Source organism: Agrobacterium sp. NPDC058088 (assembly GCF_042885035.1).
GTDB lineage: Bacteria > Pseudomonadota > Alphaproteobacteria > Rhizobiales > Rhizobiaceae > Agrobacterium.
Genome location: NZ_JBHVSU010000005.1, coordinates 1 through 19,535, shown reverse-complemented (window position 1 = coordinate 19,535; position 19,535 = coordinate 1). Strand labels below are relative to the sequence as shown.

Here is a 19,535-nt window from a genome sequence, read left to right as displayed (position 1 = left end):
CCTCGGCTTCCGTGGAAGGATGAGGAAACTATTCTTTTTCCGACGGCCAAATCAAGGCAACTTCGATAAAAGAAAAGAGCCGGTCACCCGGCTCTCTCTTCGCTCAGTTCAGATTGCGCAATTCGCGCCGCAAAATCTTGCCGACATTCGATTTCGGCAGCTCGGTGCGGAACTCGATAATCTTCGGCCGCTTGTAGTTCGTCAGGTTCTTGGCGCAGAAGGCCTTGAGCTCTGCTTCCGTGAGCGACTGGTCCTTCTTGACGACGAAGAGCTTGACGGTTTCCCCGGAATGTTCATCAGGAACACCGATTGCTGCGCATTCCAGCACGCCGGGATGGCTCGCGGCCACTTCCTCAACCTCGTTCGGATAGACGTTGAAGCCGGAAACGAGGATCATGTCCTTCTTGCGGTCGACGATCTTGGTATAACCGCGCTCGTCCATGAAGCCCATGTCGCCGGAACGGAAAAAGCCGTCCGGGGTCATGGCTTTTGCGGTTTCGTCCGGCCGCTGCCAATATCCGGCCATGACCTGCGGCCCGCGAATGCAGATCTCGCCGACTTCACCCGTTGGCAGGCTGTCGCCGTCCTCATCGCGAATATCGATTTCCGTCGAGGAAATCGGCAGGCCGATGGTGCCGCTGAATTCCTTGGAATCGAGACGGTTGACCGTTGCGACAGGCGATGTCTCGGAGAGACCATACCCCTCGGCAATCGGGCAGCCGACGATGGAAAGCCAGCGTTCTGCGACAGGCCTCTGCACGGCCATGCCGCCGCCGAGAACCAGAATGAGCGATGACAGATCGAGTTTGCGGAAATCCTCATTGTTCATCAGCGCATTAAAAAGCGTGTTGATGCCGGGGAAAATATGCGGCTGATAATGCGTCAGCTCCTTCACGAAGCCGGGGATATCGCGCGGATTGGCGATCAGCAGATTGTGGCCGCCGAGCGCAATGCCCATCAGCGAATTCACCGTCAATGCGAAGATGTGGCAGAGCGGCAGCGCGCAGATGAAGTTGAGAACCTCCGGACGGTCTTTTTTGCTGTCGAAAGCCGCGTCCAGCCACAGGCTGATCTGAAGCTTGTTGGCCAGAAGGTTGGCATGGGTGAGAACCGCACCCTTGGATACGCCCGTGGTGCCGCCGGTATATTGCAGGAAGGCGATGTCCTGCGCCGTGAGGCCGACTGGTTTCAGCGAAAATCCCTGACCTTCCTTCAGCATCGCCTTGAAGCTGATGGAGCCGGGAATGGCATAGGCGGGCACCAGTTTCTTGACCTTGCGAACCACCAGATTGACGATATGTCCCTTGAGGCCGAGAAGATCGCCCATCGCCGCAACGACCACGTGCCGCACCGCGGTTTTCGGCACCGCCTGCTGGGCCACATGGGCAAAGTTTTCCAGCACGAAAATCGCCTTTGCGCCGGAATCCTTGAGCTGATGTTCCAGTTCGCGCGGTGTGTAGAGAGGGTTGACGTTGACCACGATCATGCCCGCCCGCAGTATCCCGTATACGGCGACGGGATTTTGCAGGATGTTGGGCATCATCACCGCAACCCGGTCGCCTTTTTCCAGTCCTCTGGATTGTAGCCAGGCGGCGACCGCGCGGGTTTCAGTGTCCAGTTCCCGATAGGTCAGGGACTTTCCCATACTGGAAAAGGCCTTGCGATCGGCAAACTGCTTGCAGCTCTTTTCGAGAAGGTCGACGAGGGAGGTGTTTGCCGAGGTGGGAATCTCTGAAGGCACGCCCGGCGGATAGGATGCCAGCCAGCGTTTGGCAACACCGATATTTTCCGGATGTCCCAAGGACAATTCACTCATGCTGCTCCTCCCAGAGTCTTTGTCGCGCCGCGCGTTCGATGAAACGCGAAGAGGCGCTTTGTGCTGCCTGATATTCACAAGGCTCCCGCCTCAACCGGCATATCTGACCGGGCTGAAAGAACCCTATGTGGCGTCACCGGATCGACCGCTCCTCTCGCTCCCCGGTAACGAATGATAGACGCGTAATCCCTTGGCGTCCATCACATCGGCAAACCTATTTAACTCTAACGTAAACGTCAATATTGCTGCCGCACATCTCGCGGTCTCGTGAATGAACCATATTATGTCGGGGCGTTTTGACTTTAATCTTGATTTGAGCGATCAACATAATTCTCAAAGCAGGGCAGGATTGGAAATGGCAGGCAGCGCAGCGCTTGAACTGAAATCGGTGGGAAAAAGATTTGGCGATACGGATGTTCTGTCCGATATCGATCTCGCCGTTGAAAGTGGCGAAATTATTTGTCTGGTGGGACGTTCCGGCTGTGGAAAATCGACTTTGCTGCGCATCGTGGCCGGCGTAGAAACGCCGGATCGTGGCAGCGTGTTCCTGAATGGCAATGTTGTTGCCGGGCCTGCTGCGTTTGTTGAGCCTGAAAAGCGCAATATCGGTTTCGTCTTTCAGGACTACGCGTTGTTCCCGCATCTGACGGTGGAACAGAATGTCATGTTCGGTCTCCGGTCGCTGCCGAAGGCGGAGGCGCGTCGCCGTGCCGCGGAAATGATAGAACATGTTCACCTGCAGGAACTGGCAAAACGTTATCCGCATACGCTTTCGGGTGGTGAGCAACAGCGCGTAGCTCTCGCCCGGGCACTTGCGCCGCAGCCGGGCCTGCTGTTGATGGACGAGCCTTTTTCCAATCTGGACAGGGGGTTGCGTGACAGCGTGCGCGAGGAAACGCTCGGCCTTTTGCGGCAGTTGGGCACCACCGCGATCATGGTCACCCATGACCCGGAGGAGGCGCTTTCCGCAGGTGATCGCGTGGTACTGATGCAGCTTGGGCGCATCGTCCAGAGTGGCACGGGTTATGAAATCCACGACAATCCTAAAACCCGCTACGCCGCCGATTTTTTCTGCGCCTTCAACAAGATCGAAGGTCGGGTAAAACAGGGCCGCGTCGAAACGCCGCTCGGGCTTTTGGGCGATGCCTCCGATCTCCCAGACGGTCTTGCCGCGATCGCCTATGTTCGCCCCAACGCGATTTCGATCATCGAGGATGGTGCCGCCAAAGAAGGCATTGCCGGTGAAATATCGAGCCGTGTTTTTCTTGGCGAAATCGAACAGCTTGGCATCGCCGTGCCCGGGCTGCCCTCCGACCTGCGCGTCAGGACGATGCAGCGCACGCCCGCGAGGACCAAGGCCGTGCGCTTTGGCATCGATCCCAAAGGGGTTCTCATATTCACCTAAGGTTGAATTAGTGGATTAATGTATTTATTACCGCCCTGTTTTCAACTCTTGGTGATCAAAGACGTGTGAAAAGCTGAGAAATAAAACTTGATTTATAGCGTCATGTATGATGTTTGCTGCCTCCATTGCCGCTATCGGAGAGGGAGACATTACATGACGAAATTTACCCGATTTGCCCTGCTTACCAGCTCGGTTGCCTTTGCCGCCGGAACGGTGAATGCCGCTGAACTCAACATCTACACCACCCGCGAGCCGGGCCTGATCCAGCCGCTGCTGGAATCCTTCACGGCATCGAGCGGTGTCAAGGTCAACACCGTATTCCTGAAGGATGGCCTTGCTGAGCGCGTTCTGAGCGAAGGCGCCAGCTCGCCGGCCGACGTTCTGATGACGGTTGATGCTGGTAATCTCGTTGATCTCGCCGAAAAGGGTGTCACCCAGGCGGTCGAATCCGAGACCCTGAACAAGGCTGTTCCCGCCGAGCTTCGTGACGCCAAGGGTCACTGGTTTGCGCTCTCCATGCGCGCCCGCGTTCTTTATGCGGCGAAGGACCTCGATCTTGCTTCCTTCAATTACGAAGACCTGGCGGATGCGAAATGGAAGGGCAAGGTCTGCATTCGCGCTGGCCAGCATCCCTATAACACGGCGCTGTTTGCCGATTACATTGCCCACTACGGCGCTGAAGACACCGAAAAGTGGCTCGCAGGCGTGAAGGACAACCTCGCCCGCAAGGCAGGCGGCGGCGACCGCGACGTTGCCAAGGACATCCTCGGCGGCATTTGCGACATTGGCATCGCCAACTCCTATTATGTCGGCCTGATGCGCTCGGGCAAGGGCGGCGAGGAGCAGGTGAAGTGGGGCGACGCCATCAAGGTGGTTCTGCCGACCTTCAAGAACGGCGGAACGCAGGTCAACATATCAGGCGCGGCCGTGGCCAAGAACGCTCCGAACAAGGCGGAAGCCGTCAAGCTTCTGGAATATCTCGTCTCTGACGAAGCCCAGAAGATCTATGCCGAAGCCAACTACGAATATCCGGTCAAGCAGGGCGCGGCTCTCAACGAGATCATCGCTTCCTTCGGCACGCTGAAGATCGACAACAAGTCGCTCACGGAAATCGTCTCGCATCGCAAGCAGGCGAGCGAACTGGTCGACAAGGTCGGTTTCGACAAGTAAGGCCAGTCAACTAACAAGGTGGAAGGCGTTCGCACCCGCGGGCGCCTTTCCGCGTATTTTCCAGAAGCACATGAACCCAGACGCCATCCAGCCATTGATCCCCCGGGCGAGAGCCAGGTTTTCCTCCACCTTCTGGTGGCTGGGCCTTTCTTTGCTGGCTGTCTGCGGCGCCATGGTGCCGGTTCTGGCGCTGGTTTCGCAGGCGGTGCAGGGTTCGAAAGGCCTGTGGGATCATCTTGGCGCAACCGTGCTCGGGACAGCCCTGCCGGATACGGCCATCCTTCTTGCCGGTGTCGGGTTGCTGGCGGGTGTGCTAGGAACCTGCGCCGCCTGGCTGGTCACCGCTTATGATTTTCCCGGACGCAGAGTGCTGGAATGGGCGTTGCTGCTGCCGCTGGCCATGCCAACCTACATCGTTGCTTACGCCTATCTCGATATTCTGCATCCGATAGGGCCGGTACAGGGGGCGATCCGTTGGCTGCTGGGTTATTCCAGTCCGCGTGAATTCCGGCTGCCGGACATAAGGTCGATGGTGGGCTGCATTGTCCTTCTCGGCTTCGTGCTGTTTCCCTATGTCTATATTCCCGTGCGCGCCATGTTCCTGACGCAGGCGGGTAACCTGTTGGAAGCGGCCCGTACGCTTGGCGTTTCCCGGCGTGCGGCTTTTTTCAAGGTGGCGGTGCCACTGGCGCGTCCGGCAATCGCGGTTGGCGTCAGTCTCGCGCTCATGGAGGCGCTGAACGATATCGGCGCCTCCGAATTCCTCGGCGTCCGCACCCTCACGGTTTCCGTCTACACCACCTGGGTCACGAAATCGGACCTGCCGGGTGCGGCGCAGATCGCGCTGTCCATGCTGTTCATCGTCGTTGCCCTTGTAGCGCTGGAGCGCTGGGCGCGTCGCAAGCAGCGTTATGCGGTTTCCGCGCAGAAAAGCAGGGAACTGGAGCCGTTGCGGTTGACCGGCCCGAAGGGCTGGGCGGCCTTTATGCTTGGCAGCCTGCCGGTCCTGATCGGCTTCGTCGCGCCGGCAAGCTATCTCGTCATCGAGGCATGGAAGCGGTTCCGCTTCAGCGGGCTCTCCGCCCGCTTTGCCGGTGAGGCTGCAAACACCATCGTCTTTGCCGGTTTGGCCACGCTGATAACCCTGATCCTCGGTCTTGCGGTCGCTTATGCCATGCGCCTTGCTCCGGGGCGCCTGTCGTTCTGGTCCTACCGCCTCTCGACGGTGGGTTACGCGGCCCCCGGAACGGTCATTGCCATCGGCGTGCTGATCGCGCTTGGCAGTTTCGACCGTTTTGTCGATCAGACCATGCGTGACTGGTTCGGCATTTCCACCGGCCTTATCTTCATCGGGAGTGGCGCGGCCCTTATCTACGCCTATTCCGCCCGTTTCCTCACAATTGCCGCCGGTGGCGTCGATGCTGGGCTTAGCCGTATCCCGCAATCCTTCGATCACGCATCGCGCACGCTTGGGCGATCCGCAACCCAGACCTTCCGCCAGATTCATCTGCCGCTTTCCAAGGCTTCGCTGGCGGCGGCGGCACTGCTGATCTTCGTCGATTGCGTCAAGGAGCTTCCCGCGACGCTTCTCCTTCGCCCGCTCAATTTTGAAACCTTCGCCACCCATCTTTATGGCGAAGCGGCACGCGGCACCTATGAAGAGGCGTCTATCGCAGCCCTGGCAATTGTCGTCATCGGTACACTTCCCGTGGTGCTGCTGGCGAGGATCGGCCGGCGCAAGGGCTGATACTCACGTCCGGCCTCACAAATGACGGGTTTAAAACTGTGCGAGAAGCCAATAAGCTTCAAATCCGCCCCGAAAACGACAAGCATCCCGTCTTAATCCTGATGTAAACACTCATCTTAATTGAGGCGCTGCGGCCTGTCGGATATGGACATGGACGCGATCTGTTTCGGGGCATGTCTTGAAAAATTTGCATGGTATATTTTTGAGCCGTCTGGCTTTGGGAACGGCTGCTGTTGTTCTGATGGGGCCTGTGATGGGCCACGCGCAGGAAACGACCGTCCTGAAACAAATTACCGTTGAAGGACAGGGCGCCGAAAAAGCGACGGGACCGGTCCGGGGTTATGTCGCGAAGAAAAGCGCGACCGGTTCGAAAACCGAGACGGAAACGAAAGATATTCCCCAGTCCGTATCGGTCGTTGGCCGCCAGGAAATGAACGATCGCGGCGCGGTGACCAAAATCGATGAGGTGCTGCGTTATACGCCCGGCGTGACGGCGGAGCCCTTCGGTACCGACCCGGATACGGACTGGTTTTACATTCGCGGTTTCCAGGCAACGCAGACCGGCGTGTTCCTGGATGGGCTGAACCTGTTCAGCTATGGTTTCGGTGGTTTCCAGATGGACGCTTACGGTCTGGAGCGTGTGGAAATTCTCAAAGGCCCCGCCTCGGTGCTTTATGGCGGCGCCAATCCCGGTGGCATCGTGCAGATGGTCCGCAAGCGCCCGCAGGACGCACCGCTTCGCGAAACGGAAATCGGCATCAATAATTTCGGCAATGCCTTCTTCGGCTTCGATGTGGGCGACAAAGTTGATGAGCAGGGCGTGTGGAAATACCGGGTCACCGGCAAGGTCTCGGGCGGCGACAATTACACCGATTATTCTGAGGATCTGCGCGGTTTCATCATGCCGCAGATCACTTTCGAGCCGGATGCCCAGACGAGCGCCACGCTCTACGGCTATTTCTCGGCACTCGATCAGGTTCATGTCGGCAACGGTTTCCTGCCCTATGTCGGCACCGTGGTCGACGCACCCTTCGGCAAACTTGACCGCAAGGCCTTCTATGGCGAACCTGACATCGACAATGGCCGTGCCTACCAGTCGATGGTGGGCTACGAAGTCAGCCATGAATTCGACAATGGCTGGAAGATCAGCCAGAACGCCCGTTACGGCCATCTCTACAAGCATGAGAAAGGGCCCTATCCGGGCGGTTGGGCCAATGCTGATGCCAACGGTCAGCCGATCCTCGATCCCATCACCAATGACTATATGCTGACCCGCTTCGGTTATGACGGTCTGTCGAAGGTCGACAGCTTCGGCGTCGACAACCGCATCGAAGGTCAGTTCGATACCGGCGCGGTCAGCCATTCGTTGCTGTTCGGCCTCGACTATAAATATTACCGGCTGGATCAGGTGCAGGCCTGCTGCGGATCGAATGCGATCGGCGCGCTTAAGCCGGTCTATGGCTCGACGCAGGGAACGAACTTCGTTTATGCCGACAACATCGTCACCCAGCAGCAGATCGGCATCTATGCCCAGGATCAGCTGCGTTTTGGCGATGGCTGGCTGGTGACGCTGAATGGCCGTTATGACTATGTCGATACCGAGCTGAACAACAGGCTGCCGGCGGGCATCTCCCGTCACTCCAATGACGACGCGCTGAGCGGCCGCGCGGGTCTGGCCTATGAATTCGACAATGGCCTGACCCCCTATGTTTCGGCCGCCACCTTCTTCAATCCGCTGATCGATACGCTTGCCGACGGCACTCCCGCTGCCCCGGAGGAAGGGCATCAGTTCGAGGCTGGCATCAAATACGAGCCGAGCTTCTTCGACGGCAGCATTGCGGCCTCCGTCTTCAAGCTGGTCAAGGACAATGCCATCGTGTCCTATACGGCTGGCGGCGTGACCACAAGCGGCCAGTTCGGGCAGGTGGAATCCACCGGCTTCGAGCTGGAGGCCAAGGCCAATCTCGACGAAAACTGGAAGGCGATTGCGTCCTATTCCTATACCGATCTCGATATCACCAAGGATGCCAATCCCAACCTGATCGGCAAATCGCCATGGATCGTGCCGGCCCACACCGCCTCGCTTTGGCTGGACTACGCCTTCACGAATGATGCGCTCGATGGGCTCAGCCTTGGTGGCGGCGTGCGGTATCAGGGCAAGTCCTGGGCCGATGCGGCAAATACGCTGCGCGTGCCGGATGCCGCCGTCTTCGACGCCGCAATCCGCTACGAGAAGAACGACTGGACCGCATCGGTCAACGTCGCCAATGTCTTCGACAAGGAATATGTGAAGAGCTGCGCTGGTGTCTCCGTTTGCGGCTGGGGCGACAGCCGCACCATCACCTTCAAGCTTTCCAAGAAGTGGTAAGCTGTTTTCAAAGGCGGAGAGTTGCAGTCAGTATAGTTTGCCACTATAAACATGAATATATTTATCATGTTTATAGTGGCGTCTTTGCGCCTCGCGGGATCAAGAGGCCATGGCGTTCCGTGTTCGGATGGAAAATGAGATCGAGGGTTTCGCCGTCATCGGCGGCCCGCGCTCCAGAGTGTGGAACGGCATCGTTGCTGATCTCTGGGACGTGCGCTGCGCGCCGAAGGCGGGCGGCCGTTATGTTGGCAAGGATCCGCGTTTCGTTTTTCTGCTCGATATGGACGGGAGCGATGATGGCCGGTTCATGATGAACCGGTATCGCCGCGACACTTACGGCTCGTCAAAGGCGAACCGGATTTCCTTCGTGCCCGCCGATCTTGATGTGCACGCAGAACTCAGCAACGTCTCCTTCGTGCGCCATCTCGATCTGCATTTCGATGCGGGGTTGCTGGGTGCCCGGCTGGTGCAGGGTTTCGATCCGCACGCTCTTCTCGATCCGCATCTGATGTTCGAGGATGAGCGCCTGCTGGCGCTCGCGCGGTTGATCGCCGCCGAATGCGATAATCCCGATCCCTTGCATGATCTCTACGGTGAAAGCCTCGTCCTGGCGCTCCTGACGGATTTCCTTAAGGTGAAACGGGAGCCGGTCAGGAAACGCAGCAAGCTTGCCGCCTGGCAGTTGCGGGCGGCGACCGATTACATCCGTGAACATTGCCTGCGGTCGATCCGGTTGGAGGAACTGGCGGAACTCACCAACCTGTCGCAATCCCATTTCAGCCACGCCTTCAAGGCTTCCACGGGCGTGCCGCCGCACCAGTGGCAGATGCAGGCGCGCATCGATCACGTCAAGGAATTGATGGTGAGGACTGACATGGCGCTGACCGATATCGCCATCGCCGCCGGTTTTTCGGATCAGGCGCATTTCTCGCGCGTCTTCCGCAAGATGGTTGGTGTCTCCCCTTCCGTCTGGCAGAAAATCCGGCAATAGGCGCCCGTTTGTTCCATCCTCCTTCAAAAAGAATTCGGTCTGCGAGCCGAAAACCCTTCGGAACGATTTGTCGGGTGCCGGGGTTTACAAGGTGCACCAACAAAGAAATTGATGGAGGAAACTATCATGTTGCATCAGGAACCCCGCGCCGGACAGGATCCCTATGTCAAGGACACGCCGAGCCTCATCGCGAGCGACAAGGTGGAAGGCACCCGCGTTTATGGTGCCGACGGCAAGCATATCGGTTCGATCCAACGCATCATTCTGGAAAAACGCGGCGGTCGCGTCGCCTATGCGGTGCTGAGCTTCGGCGGATTCCTCGGCATTGGTGACGACTATTACCCGCTGCCCTGGGAAAAGCTTCACTATGACGAGGAGCTGGATGGCTATCGCATCGATCTGACCAAGGAGCAGATTGAAAATGCGCCGCACTTCGCCAATCTGGACGATGACGACCTGCTCTACGCCAAGGACCGCAAGGTCTATGACTATTACGGCGTTGCGCCCTATTGGATGTAAAGGTCTCGAAAGGCGCTTCCGGTCATCGGGAGCGCCAGCCATAAAAGAACGGCTCCCTGTTGGGAGCCGTTTTCTTTTGGGCACTGTCAGTGGGGGTTTTTCTGCATCTCGGAAACCGCGTCGGTGAAGCATTTGCGCGCTTCCTCCGGCGATTTTCGTCCGTCAAGGGCGGCACGGCAGGCGCTTCTAGCTTTCACAAAGCTCAATCCGCGAATCCTGGGCCAGCGTTCCGTCAGCAATGTCAGTGCTTCGAAGGGGCCGGCGACGACACTCTTGCCATTCGCCTCAAGATTGACCTCGACAGGTTCTGTCCATCTCTCGTTCTTCATCGTGCACCTCCCAGAGCAACGCGATCCCGAAATACACCCGACAGCGAAGTAACCCATGAACGCAGCCGTGTGTCACTGTTACTTAGGATATGCGCAAGCAAGCGAATTGACAACGGGGATCAGCGGAAGCCGAAAAACGACAGAATCGCAAGAACGATGACGACGAGGCCGACGATGTAGATGATCTGGTTCATGATTTTCTCCTTGGCTATGTCATCACCATAACGTGAAGGAGAAGATGAGGTTCCAGAAGTCTATGAGAATTTAATTACGTACTAAAATGTTGTGGACGTCCCATCCCGGATGAAGCGCCGACGTCAGCGGCGCATAATCACCCAGATGGCGTGAATTATGCCGGGGACATAGCCGCACAGCGTCAGAAGGATATTCAGCCAGAAATGCAGTCCCAGCCCGACCTGAAGAAACACGCCAACGGGCGGGAGGATGATGGCGATGAGAATACGAATGACGTCCACGACGATTGGCTTTCCAGTTTGTGATAACTGGACAGTCAACGTGCATGAGCACAATTTGGTTTCAAATCTCGCTCCGACCGGCAAGGTCGTTGCCCTGCCAAGATCAATCGCGTGGAGACGTTGATCGAGTAGTGATTGCAACTTGGGAGAGGAAATGGTGCCGCTTACGTGAGGCATTTCCTGAAATCTAAGGCGTTGAATATTAACGTCTTTGACAGGTAGGTAGTGAGACACGATGTCTCACTTCTATGTGCCAGTTCTCTACTCTGACGATGAACGCATGGCAAGAAGGCAAATTGCTAATTTGCTTCATCCGCTACTCTTGGGATGTACGAGACGGTGGCGCAGGAGGGAGCGCCCACCATCCCTCAAAAGCCTTAGAAGCTGGGGCTTGAGGGATGGCTAGGGGTACACGATGTCCCCCTTTAGTGCCTCTAATTCACACAAGTGGCCGCATTACACAAGGGAATCGATAGATTGAGCAGATCGGCGAGCTCAAGGTGCCTGGCCTTAGAAGGACTTTGATACCGCCCGCATTCTTGCTGAACATTTGACGAGCGTCACCCGGCCAAGATTAGCACAAGCGCGCTTGACATACTGACGGCACGCACCCTCTAATTGTAAAGCGCGGGGAGTTGAGAGTCTTACATGTTCAAGTACTGGAAAATACAAAACTTTAAATCGTTTAAGAGTGCACCGCCCTTGCCGATGAGTAAGATTAACATTCTCGCCGGGGCAAACAGTAGCGGAAAAAGTACAATCATTCAGAGCATGCTGCTCCTCAAGCAGACGATTCAGTATGGTTCACCTGCAAGGGGTATTGCCCTGAATGGCCCATTGCTTCGGATGGGAGAGTTTGGGGACGTCAGAAATTTTGACGCTGAAGGAGCTAATGTTTCGATTGAATTTGAACTGAAACCCGAGAACGAGAGTGAATTTGGGGGGTGGTACAGCTCCGGAGTGCTTCCCCTGCATACGACCGGGATGGACGACGTTACATCGCTCCGTATGGAAACGGAGTTAGGGCAAGACTTCGTCCAGGATGCGGACGGCGCAGTTAAATCTAAGCTTGCTCTTCGGCGTGCTTTCTTCTCTGCTCGATTCAAGGACGAGGAGGCCCAAGAACCGCAGTTCATCGAATTAATATCGATTGGACAATCGCAAACCGACGACATCTCTGCAGCCTTCAATTTCCGTGTCAGAACTGACGAAAGCAGCAGAGAACAGCTTGCCTCAAATAGGCCAAAACTTGAGATCGTTGGGGGCGCTACACGGCATTTTCTACCCGATTATCTTTTGATGAAATACGACGCAGCGGCCCAGCGTGCGGCCGACCTTGCTGCCTACCTGTGCAGTAATCCATCAAGCTTGCTCTCTCGAGCGAGCCACGGTGAGCAAGAAGTCCCTGCGGGAGTTGTAGCAGTGGTCAACACTTGGCTCTCGGACAAGAAAGCGACACTCATCGATGTCGGTGCTGCGGTTACGGCGAACACCGTCCGTCATAGAATTGCACCCATTTTGTACGGTGGGACACAACGAACCGTAGTTAGCTCATTGCTCAGAACCGATAGAAGTAGGTCTGAGGAGGCAATACTCCGAACTATCCTGACTGATGCGATGCTGGCGGAGACGGAGCCTAAGGCCACTTACGATTTTGACATGCCCCGAGCACTAAAAATTTCTACCGACTACGTCAGGGAGTTCTTTCGAAAGGGCGTTAGATATCTAGGGCCTCTACGAGATGCACCTAGACCTGTGTACCCGCTTGAGGCGTTAGAAAGCAGTACGGATGTTGGATATCGTGGCGAGCATACTGCAGCTGTTTTCCAGCTAAACGGTAATACAAAGTTGAAAGTTCATTTGCCTCCAACTGACACTTTTGAAGAGGATTACTTTACTTATGCGCGAGATGCATCGTTAAGCTTGCATGACGCGACTGTGTGCTGGCTCGCTTATCTGGGTGTCGCTGATGAGGTGAAGGCAACGGATCGTGGTGTCTTCGGCAATACTTTGCAGGTCGCTACTGGTGATAACAACCGCTGGCACGACCTAACGAACGTTGGTGTAGGCGTCAGCCAGGTTCTTCCCCTGATTGTGACATCACTACTTGCCCCTCCTGGGAGCGTGCTGATCTTCGAGCAACCAGAACTGCATCTCCATCCCCGTGTGCAGGCGAGACTCGCCGATTTCTTTGTGGCGCTGGCACTTGATGGGAAGCAGATGGTGTTGGAAACACATAGCGAATACCTGATCGATCGCCTTAGACTTCGCATTGCTATGTCCGATGACCCCGAGGTTGCTCAGTTCGTGAATATAATGTTTACGGAGCAGTTCGGTGGTGAGAGTAAAATCACGCCTATTGAAGTATCTGAGTTTGGAGCAATCTCCAACTGGCCTAAGGATTTCTTCGATCAAAGTCAAAAAGATGTTGCTCGATTATTGAAAGCTGCGGCGAGTAAGAGAGCAAAGAAGAATTCCCGAAAATGAACAAAGTTTATATAGACACCGCGCTTTTTGCTGTTCCAAATTATGCGATCGATTCTGAAACGGGTCAGGAAATTATTGACAGGGTAATTCATTTTTCCGAGCTTGCTTCCCCTGGATTCCCCTTGAAGATGATTATTGCTGACGACGTCGAAGCTATGCTTTGGGGTAGCAACATGGGGCCAGACTATGATCAGATAGACCAATTTTTAGAAATCATGGAGTTGAAACAGATCTATTCAGCAAATGATTTATTGCAACGATATCATCTGCTTTTCCAACAGTGCGATCGAGCAAGTGAATTGAACGAGGTTGAGGTTTGTCACCTGCAGGACTTCGTCGCTGACCCAGTGCTTCCAGATGTCTCTCCTGCTTTGCTAATCAATGAAACCTGCAGAGTGTTTGCGACTGCAGCTGCGTTGACCTCTTTGCAGCAGCGGCTGCATGTAGGGTCTGCCTTCTTCGGATCACAAGGAACTGATTATAGCATTCGGACGACTGTACTGGCGGTAGGCGGAACGGATACCACTAAGCTGAGTCAGCCTCCTGTAGAGGTCCAGGCAGTTGTATCTACTTTCACGCACCTTCGGGACTTGATATCATCCCCTGCCGCAGATGAACTTTGGTCCGTCGCCAGAACTCCGTACGATTTGCATTTCGCTATAACGGTAGGCGCTTTGGCGCTGCAGAAGGAGGCGGGCGAGGACATCGATGCAGCGGGGCTGACGATGTTCGCAATTGGCTCCGAGTTCTTTCGCAGCCTTGAAGAAGTCGAGTGTCTTGGTAATGGTCGCTACGCGGGCGCAACGCGAGAGCTGTGCAGCCAGATTGTGGCGGGCAAATGTAACCGGCAAGTAAACCCGTTTAGTCTGAAGCGCCAGTACGTACGACAACACGACAATGCGACCGCGTGGCGCACGCATCTAACTAACAGCGGATTAGGGCTGCGCCTCATGTACTGGCAAAACGTGAACGGGATCGAGTTTGCGACAGTAGACGTCAAAAGCGGAGAAAGAATTGACGTTGGAGTTGTGTCGGAAACGGTTGGGATGGACCTTCGAGAATACTTCAATTGATTGTCTTATGGTTGAATAAGCGTGATTTTAGTTCGTGTTCGTCGCTGTTGTGGCCGGTAATTTTACTATGTGGATGCATGACGGAACGTGATCTGCCTGCATGCTGAGGGCGAGGATTAGTGAGCAAGTTCTCTCGTTGTTCTGCTGTAGGTAGTGGAAGAAGCAGGTGCATTGACTGGTCACAATAACGATAGGTCAACCGGGGTTCACCTGGGATCGTGTTAACGGGCCTTGACATTCCGGATTTTTTTGTTACGCGCTTCCGTAAACGCGGCTGCTGGTCTGCAACTTTTTTATCTCACTTTACTTTTTCTCAACCCGAAGATGAAATCTGTTCCAAAGCCGCTGGGAGAGAATAGATGCTTCGTGACAACCTTAAAACCATTGCAACAACTTATTACAGTACAGCTCGGCGCAGACCTCGAACGAACGATGCGAAATCACTGCCTGCTGGGAATTATGCTAAGCATCCCTTGGCCGCGCTCATCCGCGGCGAGGCAGTGGATTCGATCCTCAACGTTATTGGGAGACAGGATTCCACAATCACTGCAAAAGGGAGCCCGGGGCAAGATGATTGGGCCCACGTCCCTTGGTTAGCGATTTACGATCCGCTAGCTTCATCAGGCGCCACAAATGGCTACTATGTCGTTTACCTATTCGATGCAGAAGCGCAGCGCGTCCACCTCAGCCTGAATCAGGGGACCTATTCTGTAGAGAGGGAGTTCAACTCTCGAGCGACGCAGATTTTGGCGGAACGGGCCGCACTGATGCAAGAGAAAATTTCAGACGCGTTAGGCCCATTCACGACACAGCCTATAACATTTCAGTACCAAAGCACTCTCACCAAAAACTATGCCGCTGGCCACATTGCGGGCCGCACCTACGACGGGCACGCACTACCTGACGAAGCCGAGCTTCAGGGGGACCTCGGCGATCTGATGCGCCTTTATCGAACACTAATTTTCAGAGGTGGCTTGGATTTCGAGGACCAGATTGACGACTTAAAAGAAGGTGCCAAATCGATAACCGAGACCCGGTCCTATAAATTCCACAAGCGAATAGAGCGCAACCCAAAGGCTTCTTCGGAGGCGAAAAGCTTCCACGGATATGTTTGCAAATGCTGTGGTTTTGATTTCCAAGCTAAGTACGGGGAAAGAGGCAAAGATTATATTGAAGCTCATCATTTGAGGCCGCTGTCGTCACTCGAGGAAGGCGTTCCGGTTGAGTACGACATCGAAAACGATTTCACCGTTCTGTGTTCCAACTGCCATCGAATGGTGCATCGGAATAAAGAGTTGATCACTATCGAGGAGCTCAAAAAGTCCATGAAGAAATCGCGCTGAGCAGGTGCCAGCTTACGTACCACTCTTCTAGCCCTAGCTTTGCGGACCATTTTCCGGCCAGGTAAGCTACTGTCTGCCACGTGGAATACTGGGGAGCGCGAACATTTCAACTGGCAAATTTTGGAAAGGGATATTTGAGCTGCTTCGCGCGTGAAATTTCCCCCTTTGGCCGCCCGATCATGCCCGAAAGCGTTTGAAGGGCGATTTTCCATCAGAGCCGCAGGGGTACGTTTGATATTTCAACTTTGGATTCTGCGTCCGGGACACCTTTATCACTCAGTAACGCGACGAACTCTCGTTGAAGCTGATGGGCGGTGGGGCTGGGGCCGATTAATAGCCTAGAGAACAGGTCGGGCAGTGTGGCTCCGTAGAAGTCCTCTTCTGGGACATCAACGAGAGGGATTTTGAATATGCGCTGCGGTGATCCTGCGATAGTAGTGCGATCGGGTATAAGCCGCCTGGATTGCTGAAATGTCGGTTGGTATATAATCCGCCACTCACGCTCTTCGTAGAAGCTCGGATGTTTAGTGCAAATTATCGCGTATCTGTAGGCCGCAAACAGGCTTGCCAGTACGTGGTCTCTGCCCAACTCCTGTAGATAGTCTATGTTATTTATGATGTTTCTGGCTACCACAGTGAACTGCTGAAGGAACTGAGCAGGTGATAGATACGCAACTGGACTGGTATAGGCGTCCAGTGCATTGGAAGGGCGAAGAAATGGCCCACCGTTCACTACGAAAGCCACTGGGTTCGAACCTGCGCCATACGCGCGCCACATGGACAGCCTGCCCAATTGCTCTTCATCTGGTAGCTGCTCAGTCAAGCAGGTGATATACGTTTCCTGCTGGAAATGAGGTAGCCACGAGTTGAGGATGCCGAGCAGGTCAGCAGTAAAATTGGGAAAACGTCCGTCCAGTATCCCTGTCAGTTCGGCTGCTACGTCACTTTCCAATGCGGCAGCTAAGCACATTGTCCCATGCGCGATTTCCGAACTGTCATTCATCCAAGTCACATTCCTCATCCACACTTGCTCATGCTCAATCATGGATGCGGCTGCTGCACTACTACAGTAGTGAACGAATGAATGGCCGGTAGACAGCGCCTCAAGCGTTTTGCCTAGCGCGTACGGGTGAAATATTTCAAAGTGTTTGATTTCGTCGGCAGGAAGCGACAGGGCGTCTAGTAGTGATGACTGCATGGTATCCCTGTGTTGTGGAAAAACGTAGGTTGCACCACCGGCCATATACCGAAATCGTGTCTACTGCCGCAGGTTGATCTTGATGCATCCGGGTTATGGGGCTTCTATATCACCGCCCGTAGCTGCCCAGCAACAAGGGACCGAACATGACGTCTGCTAACTTCACATGCATACTCTGCAAAGAAGCAAGCTCAGGTGACACGAAACCGGAGCATATCTTGTTGAATGCCCTTGGGGGTAGGATGACTGTTCGCACGGTGCTCTGCCCGGCCTGCAATCACACGATGGGTATTGGGCCAGACAATGACCTTGCAGATAGCATCTCGTTTATCAGGAACGTGTGTCAGCTCGTAGCTGGCGACGGCGATAGTCCACCATCAGTATTGGGGTTGCAGACCGAGGGGCAACGCTTCGACCTACTTCCGGGAATGGACGTACGTATGAGGCCTGAGAAACCACTCCAAATTACAATCGATGATGACAGTATCACCGTGCAGATTGGCGCATATAGCGATGCACAAGCTGACAAACTGGCCGAGGGTGCGGCTAGGAGCATCGCAAAGAAGCTTGGGAAGAACACTCCTGAGGCCATCACCGCCATCAAAGCAGACATATTGAAGGAGAGACGGTCCAGCATTGTACCAGCTCCATCTGTTTCCAAAAGACTGGCTTTTGGTACGGGGCGATCTCAGCAGGCAATGGCGAAGGCTTGTCTTGTTCTATTGGCCAAGCGATTAGGCAATAGTGAGATCCTACACACGAGATACGATGAAGCTCGCGCATTCGTATTTTCTGCCGCTGAGGAGGAAACAGGATCACCCCTTGTAGCTGTGGATACGCGCAGTTTTCCGCCATTGGAGCCTGAATTCGGATCGAACCCTAACGTGGTATGGGTTGGTACTGACGCGTATGGTGCAGCCTTTGGGTACTACCGCCTCTACGGTGCAATTGGCTGGAAGTTCAAGCTTTGCAACGTAGGAGCGCCGCCCTCTATATTCGCTTGCTTGGTCTCAAACCCGTTCGACAATGCACGTTGGAGGTACTACGACGCCGGACCTTCTCCTCTCCCCTTGGAATGGGTATTGGAGAAGTGGGACGCTTGGCCTCCTAACTACGAGGCTGTCACATCTGCTTTAACACCGCTCATGGAACTAGCCCACTCTCAATCGCAGCGAAATTCATCGACCCAGTGGATCAAAGAGGCACTTACAGCAGCCGGCCTGCGTGAGGGAGACATGGTCACAGAAGAGCACGTTCAGGCAATAACAGCTTATGTAACGCCAAGGATATTGGCTACTATGCTGCAGAAGCCGGTTCCAATTGATGACTGACAGCAATGAGCAGCTACTAGGTTTCAAAGCCGAGAGTGCTGCGGCCTAGCGGCCTACAGCTTTCGCTTGAGGCGTATACCGATCAGGAAAACTAGATATTTTTACGAGGGGGTATTTACAACACTTCCAACTGCCATTTCCCCCATGCGGTCTAATTGGTACGTGGCATCAGTTTTTGGCGCCGCTCGGCATAACATCGGCGAGCACCACGGCACGTTCAAGCGTACGACACATAGGGCGGGGGGGGGCGGACCTGTCCGCAAGCGTATAGGCTAGCGTACACCCAGAATTACGTACAAAAACATATCCGTAAGGGTTGATTTAATTCAACGGACGTGCATTTAAACGGACATAACCTTAACGAGCAAGGATTAGTCCGTGTCCAAGACAGTGCTGTATGCCCGCGTATCGACTATCGACCAGACGCTTGACCACCAGAGAACGCAAGCCGAGCAAGCAGGTTTCGTCATTGACGAGGTATTTGCAGACCATGCTGTATCAGGCGTCAGCACGAGACTTCGTGACAGAGCGGAAGGCAAGCGGCTCTATGACAGGCTCCGTCGTGGCGATGTGCTAGTAGTCCGCTGGGTCGATAGGCTGGGGCGTAACTACGAGGATGTAACAGACGCCATCCGGCACTTCATGCGGGAGGGGGTCGTCATCAAAACCGTTATCAATAGCATGACGTTCGATGGGGCGACGGCGGACCCGATACAGCAGGCCGTCAGGGACGCGCTGATTGCGTTCATGGCCGCGACGGCGCAGGCGCAGGCCGAAGCGACGAAAGCCGCTCAGCGGGCCGGGATAGCGGCAAAGAAAGACGATGCCGATAAGTACCGGGGGAAGAAGCCCAGCTATGACCGAAAAACATACCGGCAGGTGGTGGATATGCTGGCAATCGGCAACGGTGCTTCCGAGATTGCCAAGGTTACAGGATTGTCCAGACAGGCGGTACTAAGGATCAAGAAGACGCCAGCAGCATCCGAAGCCGCATTGGCTAGGTGGGGCCTGTGAGGTTATCGCGGACCGGAACGTCGGAACCGGATTGGCGGCTTGCAGTCTGTAAGATGAGCCGCAGGCGGAAAATAGGCCGAAATTGATGACTGGATGATTATCTTGTGTTTTAAATCAATGGCTTAATCGTTCCGGACCCTTTTAGGAATATAGAGCCGGTGTATCAGTTTAAGCGTGAGCGTCCGGTGAGCTGTTTTTGCTGATCGAGCAAATCAGGCGATGTTCTGGAATTAGAACCAGCATTAGTGCTGACATTAATACCAGAACA

15 protein-coding genes are annotated in these 19,535 nt (G+C 54.9%); 11 read left to right on the top strand and 4 right to left on the bottom strand.

What is annotated here, in order from left to right; all coding sequences use genetic code 11:
* Window positions 1–103: 103 nt before the first annotated feature.
* Complete coding sequence (locus ACFVTJ_RS15145) at window positions 104–1,816, bottom strand: long-chain fatty acid--CoA ligase (RefSeq protein WP_386908697.1); 1,713 nt, start codon at window positions 1,814–1,816, stop codon at window positions 104–106.
* Between the two features lie 355 nt (window positions 1,817–2,171).
* Between ACFVTJ_RS15145 and ACFVTJ_RS15140 the strand changes: the two genes are divergently transcribed.
* The 6 genes from ACFVTJ_RS15140 to ACFVTJ_RS15115 all read left to right on the top strand — a co-directional run bounded on the left by ACFVTJ_RS15140 (window position 2,172) and on the right by ACFVTJ_RS15115 (window position 10,016).
* On the top strand, window positions 2,172–3,221 hold the full coding sequence (locus ACFVTJ_RS15140) for an ABC transporter ATP-binding protein (RefSeq protein ID WP_386908696.1): 1,050 nt from the start codon (window positions 2,172–2,174) through the stop codon (window positions 3,219–3,221).
* Between the two features lie 153 nt (window positions 3,222–3,374).
* Window positions 3,375–4,391, top strand: coding sequence for an extracellular solute-binding protein (locus ACFVTJ_RS15135; protein ID WP_386908694.1), 1,017 nt, complete (start codon window positions 3,375–3,377; stop codon window positions 4,389–4,391).
* A 70-nt stretch (window positions 4,392–4,461) separates the two neighbouring features.
* Window positions 4,462–6,138, top strand: coding sequence for an ABC transporter permease (locus ACFVTJ_RS15130; RefSeq protein ID WP_386908692.1), 1,677 nt, complete (start codon window positions 4,462–4,464; stop codon window positions 6,136–6,138).
* Between the two features lie 178 nt (window positions 6,139–6,316).
* Window positions 6,317–8,506, top strand: coding sequence for a TonB-dependent siderophore receptor (locus ACFVTJ_RS15125; protein ID WP_386908690.1), 2,190 nt, complete (start codon window positions 6,317–6,319; stop codon window positions 8,504–8,506).
* Between the two features lie 109 nt (window positions 8,507–8,615).
* A complete protein-coding gene (locus ACFVTJ_RS15120; RefSeq protein ID WP_386908688.1) occupies window positions 8,616–9,497 on the top strand; it encodes a helix-turn-helix transcriptional regulator in 882 nt (293 codons plus the stop codon).
* A gap of 126 nt (window positions 9,498–9,623) precedes the next feature.
* On the top strand, window positions 9,624–10,016 hold the full coding sequence (locus ACFVTJ_RS15115) for a PRC-barrel domain-containing protein (RefSeq protein ID WP_386908686.1): 393 nt from the start codon (window positions 9,624–9,626) through the stop codon (window positions 10,014–10,016).
* 86 nt (window positions 10,017–10,102) lie between these two features.
* Here the strand turns inward: ACFVTJ_RS15115 and ACFVTJ_RS15110 are convergent, their stop codons facing one another.
* Both ACFVTJ_RS15110 and ACFVTJ_RS15105 read right to left on the bottom strand, forming a co-directional pair.
* On the bottom strand, window positions 10,103–10,345 hold the full coding sequence (locus ACFVTJ_RS15110; protein ID WP_386908684.1) for a DUF982 domain-containing protein: 243 nt from the start codon (window positions 10,343–10,345) through the stop codon (window positions 10,103–10,105).
* 317 nt (window positions 10,346–10,662) lie between these two features.
* Entirely contained in the window at window positions 10,663–10,821 is a 159-nt protein-coding gene (locus ACFVTJ_RS15105; RefSeq protein WP_386908682.1) for a YqaE/Pmp3 family membrane protein, read from the bottom strand.
* Window positions 10,822–11,469: 648 nt separating this feature from the next.
* Here ACFVTJ_RS15105 and ACFVTJ_RS15100 point away from each other — a divergent pair.
* From ACFVTJ_RS15100 to ACFVTJ_RS15090, 3 genes are all read left to right on the top strand, one after another.
* A complete protein-coding gene (locus ACFVTJ_RS15100) occupies window positions 11,470–13,308 on the top strand; it encodes a DUF3696 domain-containing protein (protein WP_386908681.1) in 1,839 nt (612 codons plus the stop codon).
* Complete coding sequence (locus tag ACFVTJ_RS15095) at window positions 13,305–14,381, top strand: hypothetical protein (RefSeq protein ID WP_386908679.1); 1,077 nt, start codon at window positions 13,305–13,307, stop codon at window positions 14,379–14,381. The genes ACFVTJ_RS15100 and ACFVTJ_RS15095 overlap by 4 nt, the downstream gene beginning before the upstream one ends.
* A gap of 359 nt (window positions 14,382–14,740) precedes the next feature.
* Window positions 14,741–15,724 (top strand): MrcB family domain-containing protein, encoded by a 984-nt coding sequence (locus ACFVTJ_RS15090; RefSeq protein WP_386908677.1) that lies wholly within the window; start codon window positions 14,741–14,743, stop codon window positions 15,722–15,724.
* Between the two features lie 211 nt (window positions 15,725–15,935).
* Here the strand turns inward: ACFVTJ_RS15090 and ACFVTJ_RS15085 are convergent, their stop codons facing one another.
* Window positions 15,936–16,967 carry a DUF2971 domain-containing protein gene (locus tag ACFVTJ_RS15085; RefSeq protein ID WP_386908676.1) on the bottom strand — a complete coding sequence of 344 codons (1,032 nt, stop codon included), beginning with the start codon at window positions 16,965–16,967 and terminating at the stop codon, window positions 15,936–15,938.
* A gap of 101 nt (window positions 16,968–17,068) precedes the next feature.
* Here ACFVTJ_RS15085 and ACFVTJ_RS15080 point away from each other — a divergent pair, with 101 nt between their 5' ends.
* Both ACFVTJ_RS15080 and ACFVTJ_RS15075 read left to right on the top strand, forming a co-directional pair.
* Entirely contained in the window at window positions 17,069–18,253 is a 1,185-nt protein-coding gene (locus ACFVTJ_RS15080; protein ID WP_386908674.1) for an HNH endonuclease, read from the top strand.
* Between the two features lie 378 nt (window positions 18,254–18,631).
* Window positions 18,632–19,267 carry a recombinase family protein gene (locus tag ACFVTJ_RS15075; protein ID WP_386908673.1) on the top strand — a complete coding sequence of 212 codons (636 nt, stop codon included), beginning with the start codon at window positions 18,632–18,634 and terminating at the stop codon, window positions 19,265–19,267.
* Window positions 19,268–19,535: the final 268 nt, after the last annotated feature.

Bases quoted from the DNA above. Each gene is read 5' to 3' on its own strand.
- ACFVTJ_RS15145 (WP_386908697.1), bottom strand. From the start codon at position 1,816: ATGAGTGAATTGTCCTTGGGACATCCGGAAAATATCGGTGTTGCCAAA.
- ACFVTJ_RS15140 (WP_386908696.1), top strand. From the start codon at position 2,172: ATGGCAGGCAGCGCAGCGCTTGAACTGAAATCGGTGGGAAAAAGATTT.
- ACFVTJ_RS15135 (WP_386908694.1), top strand. From the start codon at position 3,375: ATGACGAAATTTACCCGATTTGCCCTGCTTACCAGCTCGGTTGCCTTT.
- ACFVTJ_RS15130 (WP_386908692.1), top strand. From the start codon at position 4,462: ATGAACCCAGACGCCATCCAGCCATTGATCCCCCGGGCGAGAGCCAGG.
- ACFVTJ_RS15120 (WP_386908688.1), top strand. From the start codon at position 8,616: ATGGCGTTCCGTGTTCGGATGGAAAATGAGATCGAGGGTTTCGCCGTC.
- ACFVTJ_RS15115 (WP_386908686.1), top strand. From the start codon at position 9,624: ATGTTGCATCAGGAACCCCGCGCCGGACAGGATCCCTATGTCAAGGAC.
- ACFVTJ_RS15110 (WP_386908684.1), bottom strand. From the start codon at position 10,345: ATGAAGAACGAGAGATGGACAGAACCTGTCGAGGTCAATCTTGAGGCG.
- ACFVTJ_RS15100 (WP_386908681.1), top strand. From the start codon at position 11,470: ATGTTCAAGTACTGGAAAATACAAAACTTTAAATCGTTTAAGAGTGCA.
- ACFVTJ_RS15095 (WP_386908679.1), top strand. From the start codon at position 13,305: ATGAACAAAGTTTATATAGACACCGCGCTTTTTGCTGTTCCAAATTAT.
- ACFVTJ_RS15090 (WP_386908677.1), top strand. From the start codon at position 14,741: ATGCTTCGTGACAACCTTAAAACCATTGCAACAACTTATTACAGTACA.
- ACFVTJ_RS15085 (WP_386908676.1), bottom strand. From the start codon at position 16,967: ATGGCCGGTGGTGCAACCTACGTTTTTCCACAACACAGGGATACCATG.
- ACFVTJ_RS15080 (WP_386908674.1), top strand. From the start codon at position 17,069: ATGACGTCTGCTAACTTCACATGCATACTCTGCAAAGAAGCAAGCTCA.